The following is a 13,413-nucleotide window of genomic DNA, read 5'->3' as shown; positions in this document are numbered from 1 at the left end:
GCCGTGCTGCATGAGGGTAATGTCTCGACCCCTTGAGGGCATCGCGACAACCTGCATGTAGGATCGTTTCCGGGCAGGACAAGATCCTGCCCGGGAAGGAGCGCCTGGATTACTTCTTGGCGGCGCGGGCGCCGATACCGGCGAAGCGCTTGTTGAACTTGGCAACCTGGCCCCCGGTGTCGAGCATGCGCTGCACGCCAGTCCAGGCCGGATGAGATTTCGGGTCGACGTCGAGACGCAGCGTATCACCAGGCTTGCCGTAGCAGGAGTTCGTCTTGAACTCGGTGCCATCGGTCATGATGATGTTGATTTCGTGATAGTCGGGGTGGATGCCGGATTTCATGTTGGGTGTCCTTGGTAGTGAGCTCCGATGCCGACCGGAGCGGATGGCGGGGCTATAACGGAAAGAAACGGTCAGGGGAACGACAAAAACGCAGAAACTTTTACCTCTCCAGTGTTTTTTCTACCCCGTAGAGCTCTTTTATCCCACATTCCGAGCCGAAGCCGCCCGCCGGGCAATACAATCCGCGTGGGGAAGCTCGTATTTCCGCTCGTTTCAAGAAAGAAAAGGATATCCTATGGCCGATCTGAGATCAAAGCTGCACACGCCCGGCTGGATTGCAGAGTTCCAGAAATTCATCATGCGTGGCAACGTCATCGACATGGCGGTCGGTATCATCATCGGTGCTGCCTTCACTTCGATCGTGACCAGTCTCGTCAAGGACATCCTGACTCCGGGTATCGGATTGCTGACCGGAGGCATCGACTTCTCAAACATCTTCGTCACTCTCAAGGGGCCGGTTCTACCCACGCTTGCAGAGGCACAGAAGGCCGGTGCGGTTACGATCAATATCGGCGTGTTCCTGAATGTTGTGATCCAGTTTCTGATCGTGGCCTTTGCCGTGTTCTGGCTCATCAAGCTGGTTTCGCGCTTCCAGCGCAAGCAGGAAGCCGCGCCTTCCGCTCCCCCGGCACCGACGAAGAGCGAGGTTCTGCTCACCGAAATTCGCGACCTGATTGCAAAAGACACCAATTGATTTTTCCCTGCGCACGCCGACTTGGCGTGCGCGGCATCTGAGCGCATGATCATGTGATGCGCCGTTTTCTCGCTCCGACCCTGCTCTGTGGTTTCGCTCTGCTCTCCGCCTGTGCCGGGAAGGGCGAAGATGCCATTCTGCAAAACCGCTCTCCAAGCGTTCTGCTGACAAGCTACGCCATTGCAAATGGGATGGCCGAACATGGCATGATCACGCGAATTTTGCAGCATAAGGCCACCAAGCCGGAGATCGCGCACCTGATCGCCATCGATCACAATACGTGGCAGCTTATCAGGCAGGCAGCGTATTCGCCCACGGACCAAAACTTTCGTCTCGCCGATGCCGGTATTGTCCAGATACTGGATTTTGCGACCCCCGTGCCACAGCCTGCCGAGGGGCTGAAGCAGGTCGCATCGACACCCGCCGGCCCCTGAGTGGACAGGCGGTATAAAAAAAGGGCCTGTGTGGCCCCTTTTTTGTGTCTCACTGATGCCTGTCTTAAGGCGCCTTGCTGCGACGAAGGCGTTTTTCACCCATGAGCAGCAGAAGTGGCGCGGCGATGAAGATTGATGAAGACGTGCCTACGACGATACCGAACAGCATGACTGTCGCGAAACCCGACAGGCTGTGCCCGCCAAAAACCGCAAGCGGCAGAGCTGCGAGAAAGACGGTCATCGAGGTGCCCAGCGTGCGGTTCAGCGTCTCGTTGATCGACAGGTCGAGCAGCTCACGCAAGGGCATGGTTCGGTACTTACGCAGGTTTTCACGCACGCGGTCATAGACCACCACCTTGTCATTGGTCGAATAGCCAAGGATCGTCAGGATCGCGGCCACCATAACCAGATCGAACTGAAAGCGCGTGATCGCCAGAAACCCGACGGTCTTGGTCAGATCGAGTACGAGTGTGATCACGGCGCTCACGGCGAACTCCCACTCGAAACGCACCCAGATATAGATCAGGATCATCACAAGGCTCAACCCGAGCGCCAGTAGGCCGTTGCGGAACAATTCGCTCGAGACCGAGGCGCCTACAGCATCTGCGCGCAGCACCTGCGTGCCCGGCTGCGCTTCAACCACGGCATGACGCACCTCATCGACCAGTGCCTGTGTGGCGGCCTCCTGCTTCGGGCCGGGCGGAGGCGTATCGAGCTGGATGAGCACGTCGTTATCAGCACCGAATTTCTGCAGACCGGCAGCGGTGACCTGATGGGCGGCAAGCGCATGGCGGAGCTTGTCGAAGTCAGCCGGGCCCTGGGTCTGGGCTTCCACCACGATGCCGCCATGAAAATCGAGGCCGAGCTTGAGGCCCGGCACGAAGAACAGCACGACGGAGAGCGCCGAGAGAATGGCCGATGTTGCGAGGCCGGCAAAGCGGCCACGCATGAACGGGATATGCTTGTCTTCGCGGACGAAGCGGAAAAGGGGACGTGAGAGCATCGCTTCAGACCGGCAATTCTGTTGGACGGGTGAGGGCGTACCAGCGCACCATCAGCAAGCGTGACAGCAGCATGGTGGTGAAGAGCGTCGTCACGATACCGATCGTGATCGTCAGTGCGAAGCCACGCACAGGGCCTGTGCCGAAAACGAACAGCATCACATGGGCCAGAAAGGCCGTGGCGTTACTGTCAATGATGGTCGAGGATGCGCGCTCGAAACCGGCTTGCATGGCGGCAAGCGGCGTGCGACCGCGCTTCACCTCTTCGCGGATGCGCTCATTGATCAGGATATTGGCATCGACGGCCATACCCAAAGTCAACAGCATACCCGCCATACCCGGCAGGGTCAGCGTGGCTTCGAACAGCGAGAGAATGGCCGTCATCAGAACAAGGTTCGCGAGCAGCGCGACATTCGCATAGAGACCGAAGCGTCCATAGAAGAACGCCATGAACAGAATGACGAGCACAAAACCGATGCCCAGGCTGATCGCGCCGGCACGGATGGAATCAGCACCGAGAGACGGACCGATAGACCGTTGCTCGATCACGGCGAGAGGCGCGGGCAGCGCACCGGCACGCAGCATCACAGCGAGATCAGTCGCTGCCTGCGCGTTGAAGTTTCCGGTGATCTGACCGTTACCCTGCGTGATCGGTGTGCGGATCACCGGGGCTTCTATCACCTTGTTATCGAGCACAATCGCAAAACGGCGCCCGACATTCTGGGTGGTCGTGCGAGCGAAGGCGCTCGCCCCCGCTCGGTTGAACGAGAAGCTCACTGCCCATTCTCCCGTCTGCTGGTCGATCGTCGCGCCTGCATTGGTGAGCGCAGCACCGTCGACCTCAACATGGTCCATGACCGGAAGGAGTGTATTGCCAGCGCTCAGATCGGGCAGCATCGTGGCGCCCGGTGGCGCGATATTGCCGCCTGCGCTGCCGGCAAGCAGGCGGAACGTCATCTTGGCAGTCGTGCCCAGCAGGCGCTTGATGTGCTCGGGGTCACTGATACCGGGCAACTCCACCACAATACGGTCGTCGCCCTGGCGGGTTATCTCCGGGTCAACCGCGCCCGTCGCGTCGATGCGACGCCGCACGATTTCAATCGACTGACTGACGGCCTCGCGGGCGCGCGCTTTCAGAGCCGTTTCGTTCAAAGTCAAAACGAGCCGGTCGTGATCCAGCGCAGCCGCGACTTCGTTTCCGGTCCCGGTCAGGCTGGACAGGGCAGCGAGGCTGGCCTGTGCCTCGCTCGCATCGCGTGGCAGAAAGCTGAGCGTACGGGCCGTATCATCCTTGCGAAAATCGCGATAACCGAGATTTTTCTCGATGAGCGCCTGTTTGGCCTGATCTTCAAGGCTCTGCAGGCGATCATCGACGAGGCTCTGCTGATCGAGTCGAAGCAGAAGATAGGAGCCGCCCCGCAGATCAAGACCCAGATGGATCTGATGCCAGGGGAGTTTGGGCGAGGGCGCGCGCATGAAATTGGGCAGGCAGAGCAGAAGCCCGAGGAAACAGACCCCGAGAACTCCCAGCATGGTAGGCCGACTATAGTACATCATCGAACTGAGCGGCGTCCTTCTTTGTAACGACCGGAGATCAAAAACTACCGCAGGGCGGTCAGGCTGCGGGAAGATGCCGGGTGGCGCAGCGCGTTGCAACCTCCCTCTGCGCCCTGCTACACCAAAAACATGAATTCAGTTGCTCAAGAGCCAGGAAAACAGATGCTGAAGGTCGGAATTGTCGGCGCCGGACATTTCGGCCGGTTTCATGCTCTCAAGGTGCGTGACTGCCCCCGAGAGACCCTTATCGCGCTTTTCGACCCTGATCCGACGCGAGCGGGGAGTGTAGCCAGGGAAGTGGGCTGCGCGGTCGCGGAGACTCTCGAGGCATTGATTGCGCAGGTCGATGCCGTCATCGTGGCGGCGCCTGCAGAGCATCACTTTCCTGTCGCTGCGGCCTGTCTGAAAGCAGGACGGCATGTTCTGGTCGAGAAGCCGATTGCCGCAACTCTTGAGGAAGCCAATGCTCTGGCCGCACTTGCGAGAGAAACGGGATGTGTGCTGCAGGTGGGTCATCTGCTTCGCTATTCTTCGGAGCATCGGGCCATCTCCGAGAGGATCGGCAAGCCACTCTATATTGAAGCTACTCGTATCGCGCCCTTCAAGCCGCGCGGGACCGACGTTTCTGTCATTCTCGATCTGATGATCCACGATCTGGATCTTGTGCTCTCACTCGTGGACTCGCCTATCGAATCAATCGATGCGGTAGGGGTGGCCGTGTCGAGCGAGCATGAAGATATCTCCAATGCCCGCGTCCGGTTCGCCAATGGCTGCGTGGCATCGATTTCAGCCAGCCGCATCTCGCTCAAGACAGAGCGTCGTATGCGCGTGTTTTCCGAGGAGGGGTATCTTTCTGCTGACTTCGTGCAGCAGGAACTGACCATGATAGGCCGCAAGCGTGGATTACCTTTGCCGGGAACGGGCGGTTTCAGGCGCGAGGCGTTAAAGTGGAAAGATTGCGACTGCCTTGCCGCGGAGCACGATGCCTTCGCGGCATCATGTCTCGACGGGGCGCCGATCCTCGTCAACGCTGAAGCCGGCATCAGGCGCTGGATGCTGCCATCAGGGTCAAAGCCAGCATGGATGCTTCCCGGACAACCATGGAGCTTTCCGGGTTGATCAATACCTGAAAGGCGCTGGAGCCTCTCAGGCGCCGGTCTCGACCTCTTCCTTCTTTATTTCGAGCAGAAGCCAGGATTCTTCTGCTTCGGTCAGAGCGATTTCGGCCTGGGTGAGATCGTCGCTGACCTTGGCGAATTTTTTGGGGTCGCGAGTATAAAGACTCGGATCCGACAGAATATCACGCTGAGACTGGATCAGCTTTTCGAGCCTGGCGATTTCCTGCGGAAGCTTTTCCAAGGCCAGCTTGTCCTTATAGCTTAGCTTCTTGCTCGACTTTCCTGATTTTGCGGCATTTTTATCCGAATCAGTTCTTTCCTTGAGGTTCCCTGCCGCCGTTCCCCGCTCCGCAGGGGCTGCGCCGCCTGTCTGCGCCAGCATATCACTATAGCCGCCCGCATATTCGATCCATTGACCTTCACCCTGCGCCACAAGGACGGAGGTCGCTACGCGATCGAGAAAGTCGCGGTCATGGCTGACGAGCAAGACAGTGCCCGGATAATCGTCGAGCATTTCCTGAAGCAGGTCGAGCGTCTCCAGATCGAGATCATTCGTCGGCTCATCAAGCACCAGAAGATTGGACGGCTGGGCGAGGGCGCAGGCTAGCGCGAGGCGCCCGCGCTCACCGCCAGACAGTACGCCGACTGGCGTGCGTGCCTGCTCGGGCCGGAACAGAAAGTCTTTCATATATCCGATGACATGACGCTTCTCGGTGCCGACCTGAACCATGTCGCCGCTGCCGCCTGTCATGGTGTCGGCAAGGGTGAGGTTGGGATCGAGGCTTGCGCGACGCTGGTCCAGTGTCACGAGCGATGTTGACGGCCCGATCTGCACACGTCCGCTGTCGGGCTGATCTTCACCGGTCAGGAGCCGGAGAAGCGTCGTCTTGCCCATGCCGTTTGCGCCGACGATCCCCAGCCTGTCGCCTCTGAGCACACGAAGATCGAGGTCTCTCACCACGATGCGATCGCCGAAGCCCTTGGTGACATTCTCGGCGACAGTTGTGAGCTTGCCGGTGCTCTCGGCCTCGGAGACGGTCAGTTTGAGCGCGCCCCGGAACTGGCTGGCGATTTCCTTGCGTCTGGAACGCAGACCGGCCAGCTCTGCCACGCGACGCACGTTGCGCTTGCGTCGCGCAGTGACGCCGTAGCGCATCCAGTCCTCTTCCCGCGCTATCTCGCGGTCGAGCTTGTGAGCGGCCAGCTCTTCCAGAGCGAGTACTTCCTCGCGCCAGTCTTCGAAACGCGCGAAGCCCTGATCGAGTCGGCGGGTGATGCCTTGCTCCAGCCAGACCACGGCGCGCGAGAGCGTCTCAAGAAGACGTCGGTCGTGGCTGATCACGATCATGGCCGAGCGCATCGAGGCAAGCTCTCGCTCCAGCCACGTAATGGTGGGCAGGTCGAGATGGTTTGTGGGCTCGTCCAGGAGCAGCAGATCAGGTCGAGCGGCCAACGCGCGGGCGAGGGCGCAGCGCCTCGCTTCACCGCCCGACAACGTGGACGTACTCTCTTCTCCGGTCAGGCCAAGCTCGGCGAGCATGCTGCGGGCGAGATAGTCTTCTTCGGGTGGAAGATCCTGAGCGACGTAGTCATAGCTGGTAGGAAAAGCCGCAAGATCAGGCTCTTGCGGCAGATAGACGATCTTGATGCCGGGCTGAACGAAGCACTGGCCTGAATCAGGCAGGATCTCCCCTGCGGCAATGCGGAGGAGCGTTGATTTTCCTGAACCATTACGCCCAACGAGGCAGAGCTTCTCGCCGGGGGCAACCCCGATTTCGGCGCCGTCCAGAAGCGGACGCCCCCCAAGAGAATAAACGATATTGCGAAGGTGAAGGATCGGTGCAGCCATAAGCTATGTGTCGCACCGATCCGCACGATGCAAGTCAGATCGATTTCAGTCCTCCGGTCACGGCCTGGTAGGTCGTGATGGCGAGCGTGGTTGGCTCAAAAGGCTTGGTGATGATGAAAGAGGGCTCTTCCTGCTCACCCGTGAGAAGGCGCTCGGGATAGGCGGTCACGAAAATGACGGGTGCCTGGTGATCTTTCATGATGCGACCAACCGCATGCATACCATCGCCGCCACCGCCGAGATTGATATCGGCGAGAATGAGCTGGCTTCGTTTCCTTGGCGATACGCACCGCATCTGCTTCCGTGTACGCCACGCCAGCGATGCGATGCCCACATTGCTGGACGACATCCTGAATATCCATGGCAATAATGCTCATCCTCGATAATGAGCACACTTGTTTCAGCGACAGAACGCAAACCATCATTCGCCTGAGCGATCTCAGCGAGAATTTCACTCTCGCTCCGATCCAGGATCAACGCGACAGCACTGAGCGGCACCTCTTCCAGCGAGGTGAGCAACAGCACCAGTTTCTGGGTCAAAGATAGAGAGGAAGGCTTATTCAGCACCTCATTGTCCTGTCTGTGACACTCAATAATAGACCGGTAGAGACGAAAGCGTTTGTTGATATCGTGCCCGCCCTTGCGGGTGACCATATCTCTCAACGCGAGGGCGACCAGCTGATCACCCTGTTTCTGATTGCCTTCAAGAGCCCTTGCAAAACGTCGCGCAAAGGGCAAGGCTTGTATAAGGTCTTGGCGCTCTGCATCGACCATTGAGTAACGAAGCTCCGAAAAAATTCGCGAACAAGACGCGGCCTGTCGCGTCAGGATGGCACTTTTCCACGCTTCAGCAAAGAGGAATGCTGTGACCCATATCGAGGAGACCGCGCTCTGAGTGTGGACCACCCCATGAACAGGGGCGACAAGTCGGGCAGTCTGGACCCTGTGAGACGCGGCATCGCTGTGCATCTCTCCGACCTGCGCGGCTTTGCTCGCTACCTGACAAGAGATGTCACATCAGCGGATGACCTCGTGCAGGATACAGTTCTCCGCGCCTTGGGCGCGCGCGCTCAATTTGTCGAGGGGACAAATATCAAAGCCTGGCTCTTCACCATTTTGCGCAATATTTTCTACGAGCAGAAGCGCCGCAAGGTGAAGGAGAGTGAAATCCTTTCGGAAATTTCGCAGGGTAGCGAAGAGGGTGGAGAAGGCGCTCAAGGATATCACGATCATGTGCACGACCTCTCCGTGCTTCTCTGGCGACTACCCGAGACCCTGCGTGAGGCACTCATTCTCGTGGGCGCGCAGGAGATGAGCTATGAGGAGGCCGCCGAGATCTGCCTTTGTCCGGTTGGTACAATGAAAGCACGTGTTTCGCGCGCGAGGGCGAAGCTGGCGGAACTCGCAGCGCTTCCAGGTATGCACGCCTCCGATGCTCCCCCCGTCTGATCGCGAACCGGTTCGCTTGCGACAACGGATTGCAGGGTTGTGAAAAAATAAGTTCGAAAAATTGCAATCTGATGCAACCGATCTTTCGCGCCATTCATTGGTGGGATGAAAAGCACTGAGCGAAGAAGGATTTTCGCATGACCAGCTTCCACGACCAAGTTATCCAGATTCTCCCCAAACTGCGTATTCAGGCGCTTTCCCTGACGCGGAACCGCTCTGCTGCCGAGGATCTGGTGCAGGACGCAGTCTGCAACGCCTTGGCTGCTCAGGACAGCTTCATTCCGGGTACGAATTTCTCTGCATGGATGCATCGTATCCTTCGCAATCGCTTCATTTCTGATCTGCGTAAGCGTCGCGAGACAACTGACATTGACGATGTGCCTGCATCTTCCTTCGCCAGTAATGCAACGCATGAAGACAGCTTGGCACTCAAAGATCTGTCCATGGCACTGTCGCGCCTCCCTTCAGACCAGCGCGAGGCTCTTGTGATGGTCGTTGTTCAGGCATGAGCTACGAGGCTCTCGCAGAAGCAACGGGTTGCGCTGTCGGAACTGCCAAAAGCCGCGTGTTCCGCGCTCGCCGTCAGCTCGAAGCCTGGATGACCGGAGATTTGCCCGCCAATGATAAGCTCCGCGTCAAGGTTGCAGCGCTTCGCGCTACGCTCGATGATCGCCGGCGTAAGGGTCTGAAGTCTGACGATCTTTTCACGTTCTGAATGGTAAAGTAGACGTTTCTTTTGAGCAGAGACTCAATAGTGCGACATCTATGCAAAATCCTGAGGGGAATGATCGTGGATCATTCCCCTCAAGTGCAATTGGGGCTTTCTTTTTGTTCAAATTGCCCTGATTAAATTTCCAGCGTGCAACTCGTGAGCCGAACCTTTGTTAGAAACGCATGGGTCGATTTCTTTTGTTGGGGTGATGATATGACTGGGGGAAAGGACGGCGCGCCGGAGAAGTCCCGCCAGGAGACCCACTCTCACGAGAGTGACAGCCCGTTCGACATATGGCTCAAGCGCGGTTTGCATCAGCTCTTTGACGATGTTGCCAGCGAACCAATCCCTGAGGAACTGCTTCGTCTCATTGAGGAAGACCGCGACGACAGGTCGTCATGATGGCCAGCCGCAGCTTGGCGCGATGACTAACCGAAAGAAGGGCGGGTGACCGTCTCCTTTCTCTCTTCGTTCAAGGGCTCACGCTTGCGACCTGGTTTGTTCGACACTGTCGGCTCTCGTGTGATGGCTTTAATCGTCTGCACTTCGCTGCCTCTCGCCTGCGTAGCCGGGGTGCTTGCCTGGCACACCTACGTAGCCACCTCCAATAACAGCTTTGAGCGAATTCAGGCGGACGCGATCAGCGCGCGTCACGAGATTGCTGCCGACCTTGGCCGTGCGCATGGGGCGCTCGAAATTCTGGCACGGATCGGTCTTCACGAGGAGATTGCCTCGCGCGCCCTTTTACTCGTTGAGTCTATCAACCAGCAGCACTACTGCTCGCTCGCTTTGGTAGATCAATCGGGTAAAGTCGTCGCAGCGTCGAAGGAAGTCGCGTCGGGTGAGATCGTGTGTGACGAAACTCGTCTGTCTTTGGTGCGACCAGCCAACTCGGGAGAAGACGTGGGCAACGAGAGCGGTGTCGAGGTCATTCTCAAGGGGCCTCGTCCGATCATTCGTATCAATGTTCCGCTGAATTATATCGATCGCTCGGGAGGAACGGTGTCTGGACGCCTCGTCGCGTTTCGTTCTCTCGTAAATCCGCAGCTTGTAACGCTGGCTCAATACGCCCATCCGCCTTCGGACCCCGATAGCGGAGCGACAGATCTTTGGGTGTATACACCTGGGGCAGTACCGGTTGCACTCACGCCAAACCAGAAAATCGCCAACCCGTGGTTGCCGGAAGCTACTGCACGACTTGATCGGGACCTCCAGTCCAACAAGCGCGTTGATCACTTCGAGGTCGGGGGCACTTACTACACGCTTGCACCGGGTTACGGGCCCGCGAGTATTGTTTCCGTGTCAGTGCGAAGTCTGGCGGAAGCGAGAGCCTTGCAGCTTTTTCTAGCGCGGGTCACGCTTATCGTTCTGATCCTCGTCGTCGAGTTACTGCTCGTCGCGCTGGCCGCGCAGCGCTATCTGGTCGAACCCTTGGAGAAACTTGCCTTCAGTGTTGCCGACTGGCGGCGGCACGGCACCTTCCAGCCTGACTTGCCGAGATCTCTTCCCCTTGAAATTCGCCAGATGGAGCGCGCTTTCAGTCGCGCTACGCGTCGTCTTGACCGCCATGAGGCACGTTTGCAGAGAGCAGCCAAACAACAGGATCTCCTGATCAAGGAGATCCATCATCGGGTGAAGAATAACCTGCAGATCGTTGCCTCGTTACTCAATTTGCAAGCCAACCGCATCAAACTTCCCGAGGCGCGTGAAGAGTTTCATCTTGTGCGTGATCGCGTAAGGTCATTGGCGACACTACATCGACACCTCTATCCCGAGGGTGGATTATCTACGCTTGACGTTCGGGCGTTTCTTGAAGAACTGGCGAGCCAGATCTTTACAGCGAATAATAGAGTAAACCGGGGGAGAATCAGCCTCTCCCTCGATGTTCAGGACGTTCCAATTACGCCTGATCAGGCGGTGCCGCTTTCGCTGATCGTAACAGAAGTCGTCACAAATGCTCTTCGTTACGCCTTTCCAAGCGACGTTCGGGGTCTGTCTATATCTCACTTCACAGACACAGCGAGACCGCAACCCTCGTTGTCAGAGATGACGGTATAGGCCTCTCCAATACGACGCAGGAGGATAAGGAGAAGCGCGAAGGCATAGGGCTGCAATTGGTGCGCGGATTTGCCCGTCAGCTGGGCGCAACCCTGGACATATCGTCAGACGACGGGACAGAATATCGCCTGACCTTCCCTGTGCAGACGCTGCGCCGACCGCTCGCCTGAAAACAAAGAAAAATGCAGTGAGAGTGACAGGCGCTATTGTCGCTTCCGGCTGGAAATATGCCCTGCCGCCAGCAAGGTGCCACCATCTACACATGTGGATGACGAGTCAGGATTATGCTGGCGTTACATTGCTACCTTGAGGCTCGGGTACAGGTTTCTGCTAGCTTCGTAATTATCCATATAAATCGCTCGGCTAGATACTTTCCGTTAAGTCAGCCTGCTTATCATGCGTTCTGTGTTCGAAACTTCTCCAGATGCGTGACGATTCGTCGCGGAAAATGTCGGGTGATTTCGTCAACCTCTGGGACGATCGCCAAGGCGTATATTAACGGAAATATAGATTAAATGGCATTTTAGTGACAAGCTCGCGAAAAATCTTAACGAAACACACAAAGTGTTGACGTCACATTGATCCTAGGGAAAAGATCGTGACACAAACCGCGGCAACAATGCTGCTCTATTCGAAAGATCGTTAATGCGCCGTTTACAGGCCAGACGTCACTTCTGTCGTGACTCGCTCGCGCTGAGTGCTCTGTTCACAGGTGTCGGCGCAACAAGGGCGAGGGCGTCGTCGTCTTCTGACCCGGACTGGGAGCTTTATAAGTCTCGCTTTCTACAGCCGGACGGACGCATTGTCGACACGGGCAATAACGGGATTTCACACTCGGAGGGGCAGGGGTACGGTCTGTTCTTCGCGTCGACTTTCAATGACCGTTCCGCATTCGAGACGATGTGGGCCTGGACGCAGGGAACCCTCAAACACAAGGACGGCTATCTGCACAGCTGGCGCTGGACCCCGTCAGCTCCGCACATTACGGATACAAACAATGCATCTGACGGCGATCTCATGATTGCATGGGCGCTTCGTCGCGCGGCAATCTTGTGGGGCCGTGAGGATTATGCGCAGCAGGCTCAGGCAATCATCAAAGATCTTGGCCAGAAATGCGTACGGAAGGTAGGTAGTCGTATTGTCCTCCTCCCTGGTGCGAAAGGATTTGACCGACCCAAGAGCGTCGTGATCAACCTGTCCTATTACAACATTCCCGCCTTGCAGAGAGCGGCACGTCTTGATCCGTCCGGTCCCTGGGCTGGGCTTATCGATTCCGGGCAGCAACTGGTCCAGTCCAGTCGATTTGGCCTTTGGGGACTTCCACCCGATTGGCTGTCGATTGACCGGAAGTCGGAGCGCATCTTCCCCGCGACGGGTTTCCCAGCGCGCTTCTCATATGATGCGATCCGTATCCCGTTGTATCTGAAATGGGCGAACTATATGCCAGTCAGCCTGACACAGGCGCTGTATGCGGTGAGTCAGAACTACACCATGAACGGACTACCGGGGTGGATAGACCTCAAGACGGGTGAACGGTCTAATTACAACGCACCCCCAGGCTTCAAGGCGGTCTTCATGTTCGCCTTGAACGGACCAGATGCGTTGCAAAACCTGCCAAGCATCAAGGAAAGCAGTGATTATTATTCTGCTTCTCTGACCCTGCAAGCACGAATCGCAGCTATGGAGATGGTGTAATGCCGGACAGATTCAAAATCTTAGAAGACTCCTTTTCGGGCGACCATCCCGCGCCAGACGACGACGGTTTCCAGGATTTCAACGCGTTTGCGCGTATGAATACCTTGCCGCCGGTCGTTGATACGACAGCTGAAGAGCCGGCTAAAAGTGTCGAAACCAAAATGACCTCGATGGAATCTGTGCCGCCGCGCGTTCAGGAAGCGATCGCGCCCCAGCAGGCTGCGCGAGCGTCTTCCAGGTCGGCGGATCATCCGCCAGCTGCAGAGGCGCCCCGAACAATGCGCGGTTTCACGCGCTCTGAAGCGGCAGTCCAGGCGCCTTTGGAACGACCCGTGCCTCATGTGGATGTCGAAGAAGCACCTCTGCCTTGGCGAAAAATGTCACTTCGCGAGGTATTTATGCTTCTGCGTTCGGCGACACCAGAAAAGAGTGAAGCTCAACCACGCCTTCGCGGAATGTTCCGGCGCTAGAACAAAAATCGGTTCTGATCCTATCGGGGACAA

The 13,413-nt window shown here is 57.4% G+C and carries 12 protein-coding genes and 3 pseudogenes; 10 read left to right on the top strand and 5 right to left on the bottom strand.

Annotation, left to right across the window (positions count from 1 at the left end):
- Positions 1-109: 109 nt before the first annotated feature.
- On the bottom strand, positions 110-343 hold the full coding sequence (gene rpmE / locus JCM25414_RS11870) for a 50S ribosomal protein L31 (RefSeq protein WP_025841787.1): 234 nt from the start codon (positions 341-343) through the stop codon (positions 110-112).
- 235 nt (positions 344-578) lie between these two features.
- Here rpmE and mscL point away from each other — a divergent pair, with 235 nt between their 5' ends.
- The gene (mscL, locus tag JCM25414_RS11865) at positions 579-1,037 is read left to right on the top strand and encodes a large-conductance mechanosensitive channel protein MscL (protein ID WP_025841786.1); all 459 of its coding nucleotides are present in this window, start codon (positions 579-581) and stop codon (positions 1,035-1,037) included.
- Between the two features lie 56 nt (positions 1,038-1,093).
- Positions 1,094-1,471: a hypothetical protein gene (locus JCM25414_RS11860; RefSeq protein ID WP_025841785.1), complete on the top strand. Its 378-nt coding sequence runs from the start codon at positions 1,094-1,096 to the stop codon at positions 1,469-1,471.
- Between the two features lie 64 nt (positions 1,472-1,535).
- On the opposite strand, the gene secF is transcribed toward JCM25414_RS11860, so the two are convergent.
- Positions 1,536-2,474, bottom strand: coding sequence for a protein translocase subunit SecF (gene secF / locus JCM25414_RS11855; protein WP_025841784.1), 939 nt, complete (start codon positions 2,472-2,474; stop codon positions 1,536-1,538).
- A gap of 4 nt (positions 2,475-2,478) precedes the next feature.
- Complete coding sequence (secD, locus tag JCM25414_RS11850) at positions 2,479-4,029, bottom strand: protein translocase subunit SecD (RefSeq protein ID WP_025841783.1); 1,551 nt, start codon at positions 4,027-4,029, stop codon at positions 2,479-2,481.
- A 129-nt stretch (positions 4,030-4,158) separates the two neighbouring features.
- Between secD and JCM25414_RS19790 the strand changes: the two are divergent.
- Positions 4,159-5,159: pseudogene (locus JCM25414_RS19790) on the top strand (Gfo/Idh/MocA family protein).
- Positions 5,160-5,175: 16 nt separating this feature from the next.
- Here the strand turns inward: JCM25414_RS19790 and JCM25414_RS11840 are convergent.
- Both JCM25414_RS11840 and JCM25414_RS19785 read right to left on the bottom strand, forming a co-directional pair.
- Positions 5,176-6,996 carry an ABC-F family ATP-binding cassette domain-containing protein gene (locus JCM25414_RS11840; RefSeq protein WP_025841782.1) on the bottom strand — a complete coding sequence of 607 codons (1,821 nt, stop codon included), beginning with the start codon at positions 6,994-6,996 and terminating at the stop codon, positions 5,176-5,178.
- A gap of 34 nt (positions 6,997-7,030) precedes the next feature.
- Positions 7,031-7,770: pseudogene (locus tag JCM25414_RS19785) on the bottom strand (PhyR family response regulator anti-anti-sigma factor).
- Positions 7,771-7,905: 135 nt separating this feature from the next.
- On the opposite strand from JCM25414_RS19785, the gene JCM25414_RS11830 reads away from it, so the two are divergent.
- The 7 genes and pseudogenes from JCM25414_RS11830 (at position 7,906) to JCM25414_RS11805 (ending at position 13,380) form a co-directional block, all read left to right on the top strand.
- A complete protein-coding gene (locus JCM25414_RS11830) occupies positions 7,906-8,445 on the top strand; it encodes a sigma-70 family RNA polymerase sigma factor (protein ID WP_081775911.1) in 540 nt (179 codons plus the stop codon).
- Positions 8,446-8,582: 137 nt separating this feature from the next.
- Positions 8,583-9,160 (top strand): annotated as a pseudogene (locus JCM25414_RS19780) (sigma-70 family RNA polymerase sigma factor).
- Between the two features lie 210 nt (positions 9,161-9,370).
- Complete coding sequence (locus JCM25414_RS23890; protein ID WP_025841780.1) at positions 9,371-9,559, top strand: NepR family anti-sigma factor; 189 nt, start codon at positions 9,371-9,373, stop codon at positions 9,557-9,559.
- A gap of 123 nt (positions 9,560-9,682) precedes the next feature.
- Complete coding sequence (locus JCM25414_RS19775; RefSeq protein WP_148301078.1) at positions 9,683-11,215, top strand: sensor histidine kinase; 1,533 nt, start codon at positions 9,683-9,685, stop codon at positions 11,213-11,215.
- Positions 11,158-11,385 carry an ATP-binding protein gene (locus JCM25414_RS22530; protein WP_081775910.1) on the top strand — a complete coding sequence of 76 codons (228 nt, stop codon included), beginning with the start codon at positions 11,158-11,160 and terminating at the stop codon, positions 11,383-11,385. Before JCM25414_RS19775 ends, JCM25414_RS22530 begins: the two co-directional genes overlap by 58 nt.
- Positions 11,386-11,860: 475 nt before the next feature.
- Positions 11,861-12,910, top strand: coding sequence for a glycosyl hydrolase family 8 (locus JCM25414_RS11810; protein WP_025841779.1), 1,050 nt, complete (start codon positions 11,861-11,863; stop codon positions 12,908-12,910).
- Entirely contained in the window at positions 12,910-13,380 is a 471-nt protein-coding gene (locus tag JCM25414_RS11805; RefSeq protein ID WP_025841778.1) for a hypothetical protein, read from the top strand. Before JCM25414_RS11810 ends, JCM25414_RS11805 begins: the two co-directional genes overlap by 1 nt.
- Positions 13,381-13,413: the final 33 nt, after the last annotated feature.

Source organism: Asaia platycodi JCM 25414 (genome assembly GCF_000614545.1).
In the GTDB taxonomy this organism is placed as follows: domain Bacteria; phylum Pseudomonadota; class Alphaproteobacteria; order Acetobacterales; family Acetobacteraceae; genus Asaia; species Asaia platycodi.
Note: the sequence above shows the minus strand (reverse complement) of the source record. Positions and strands in the feature narration are given on the sequence as shown.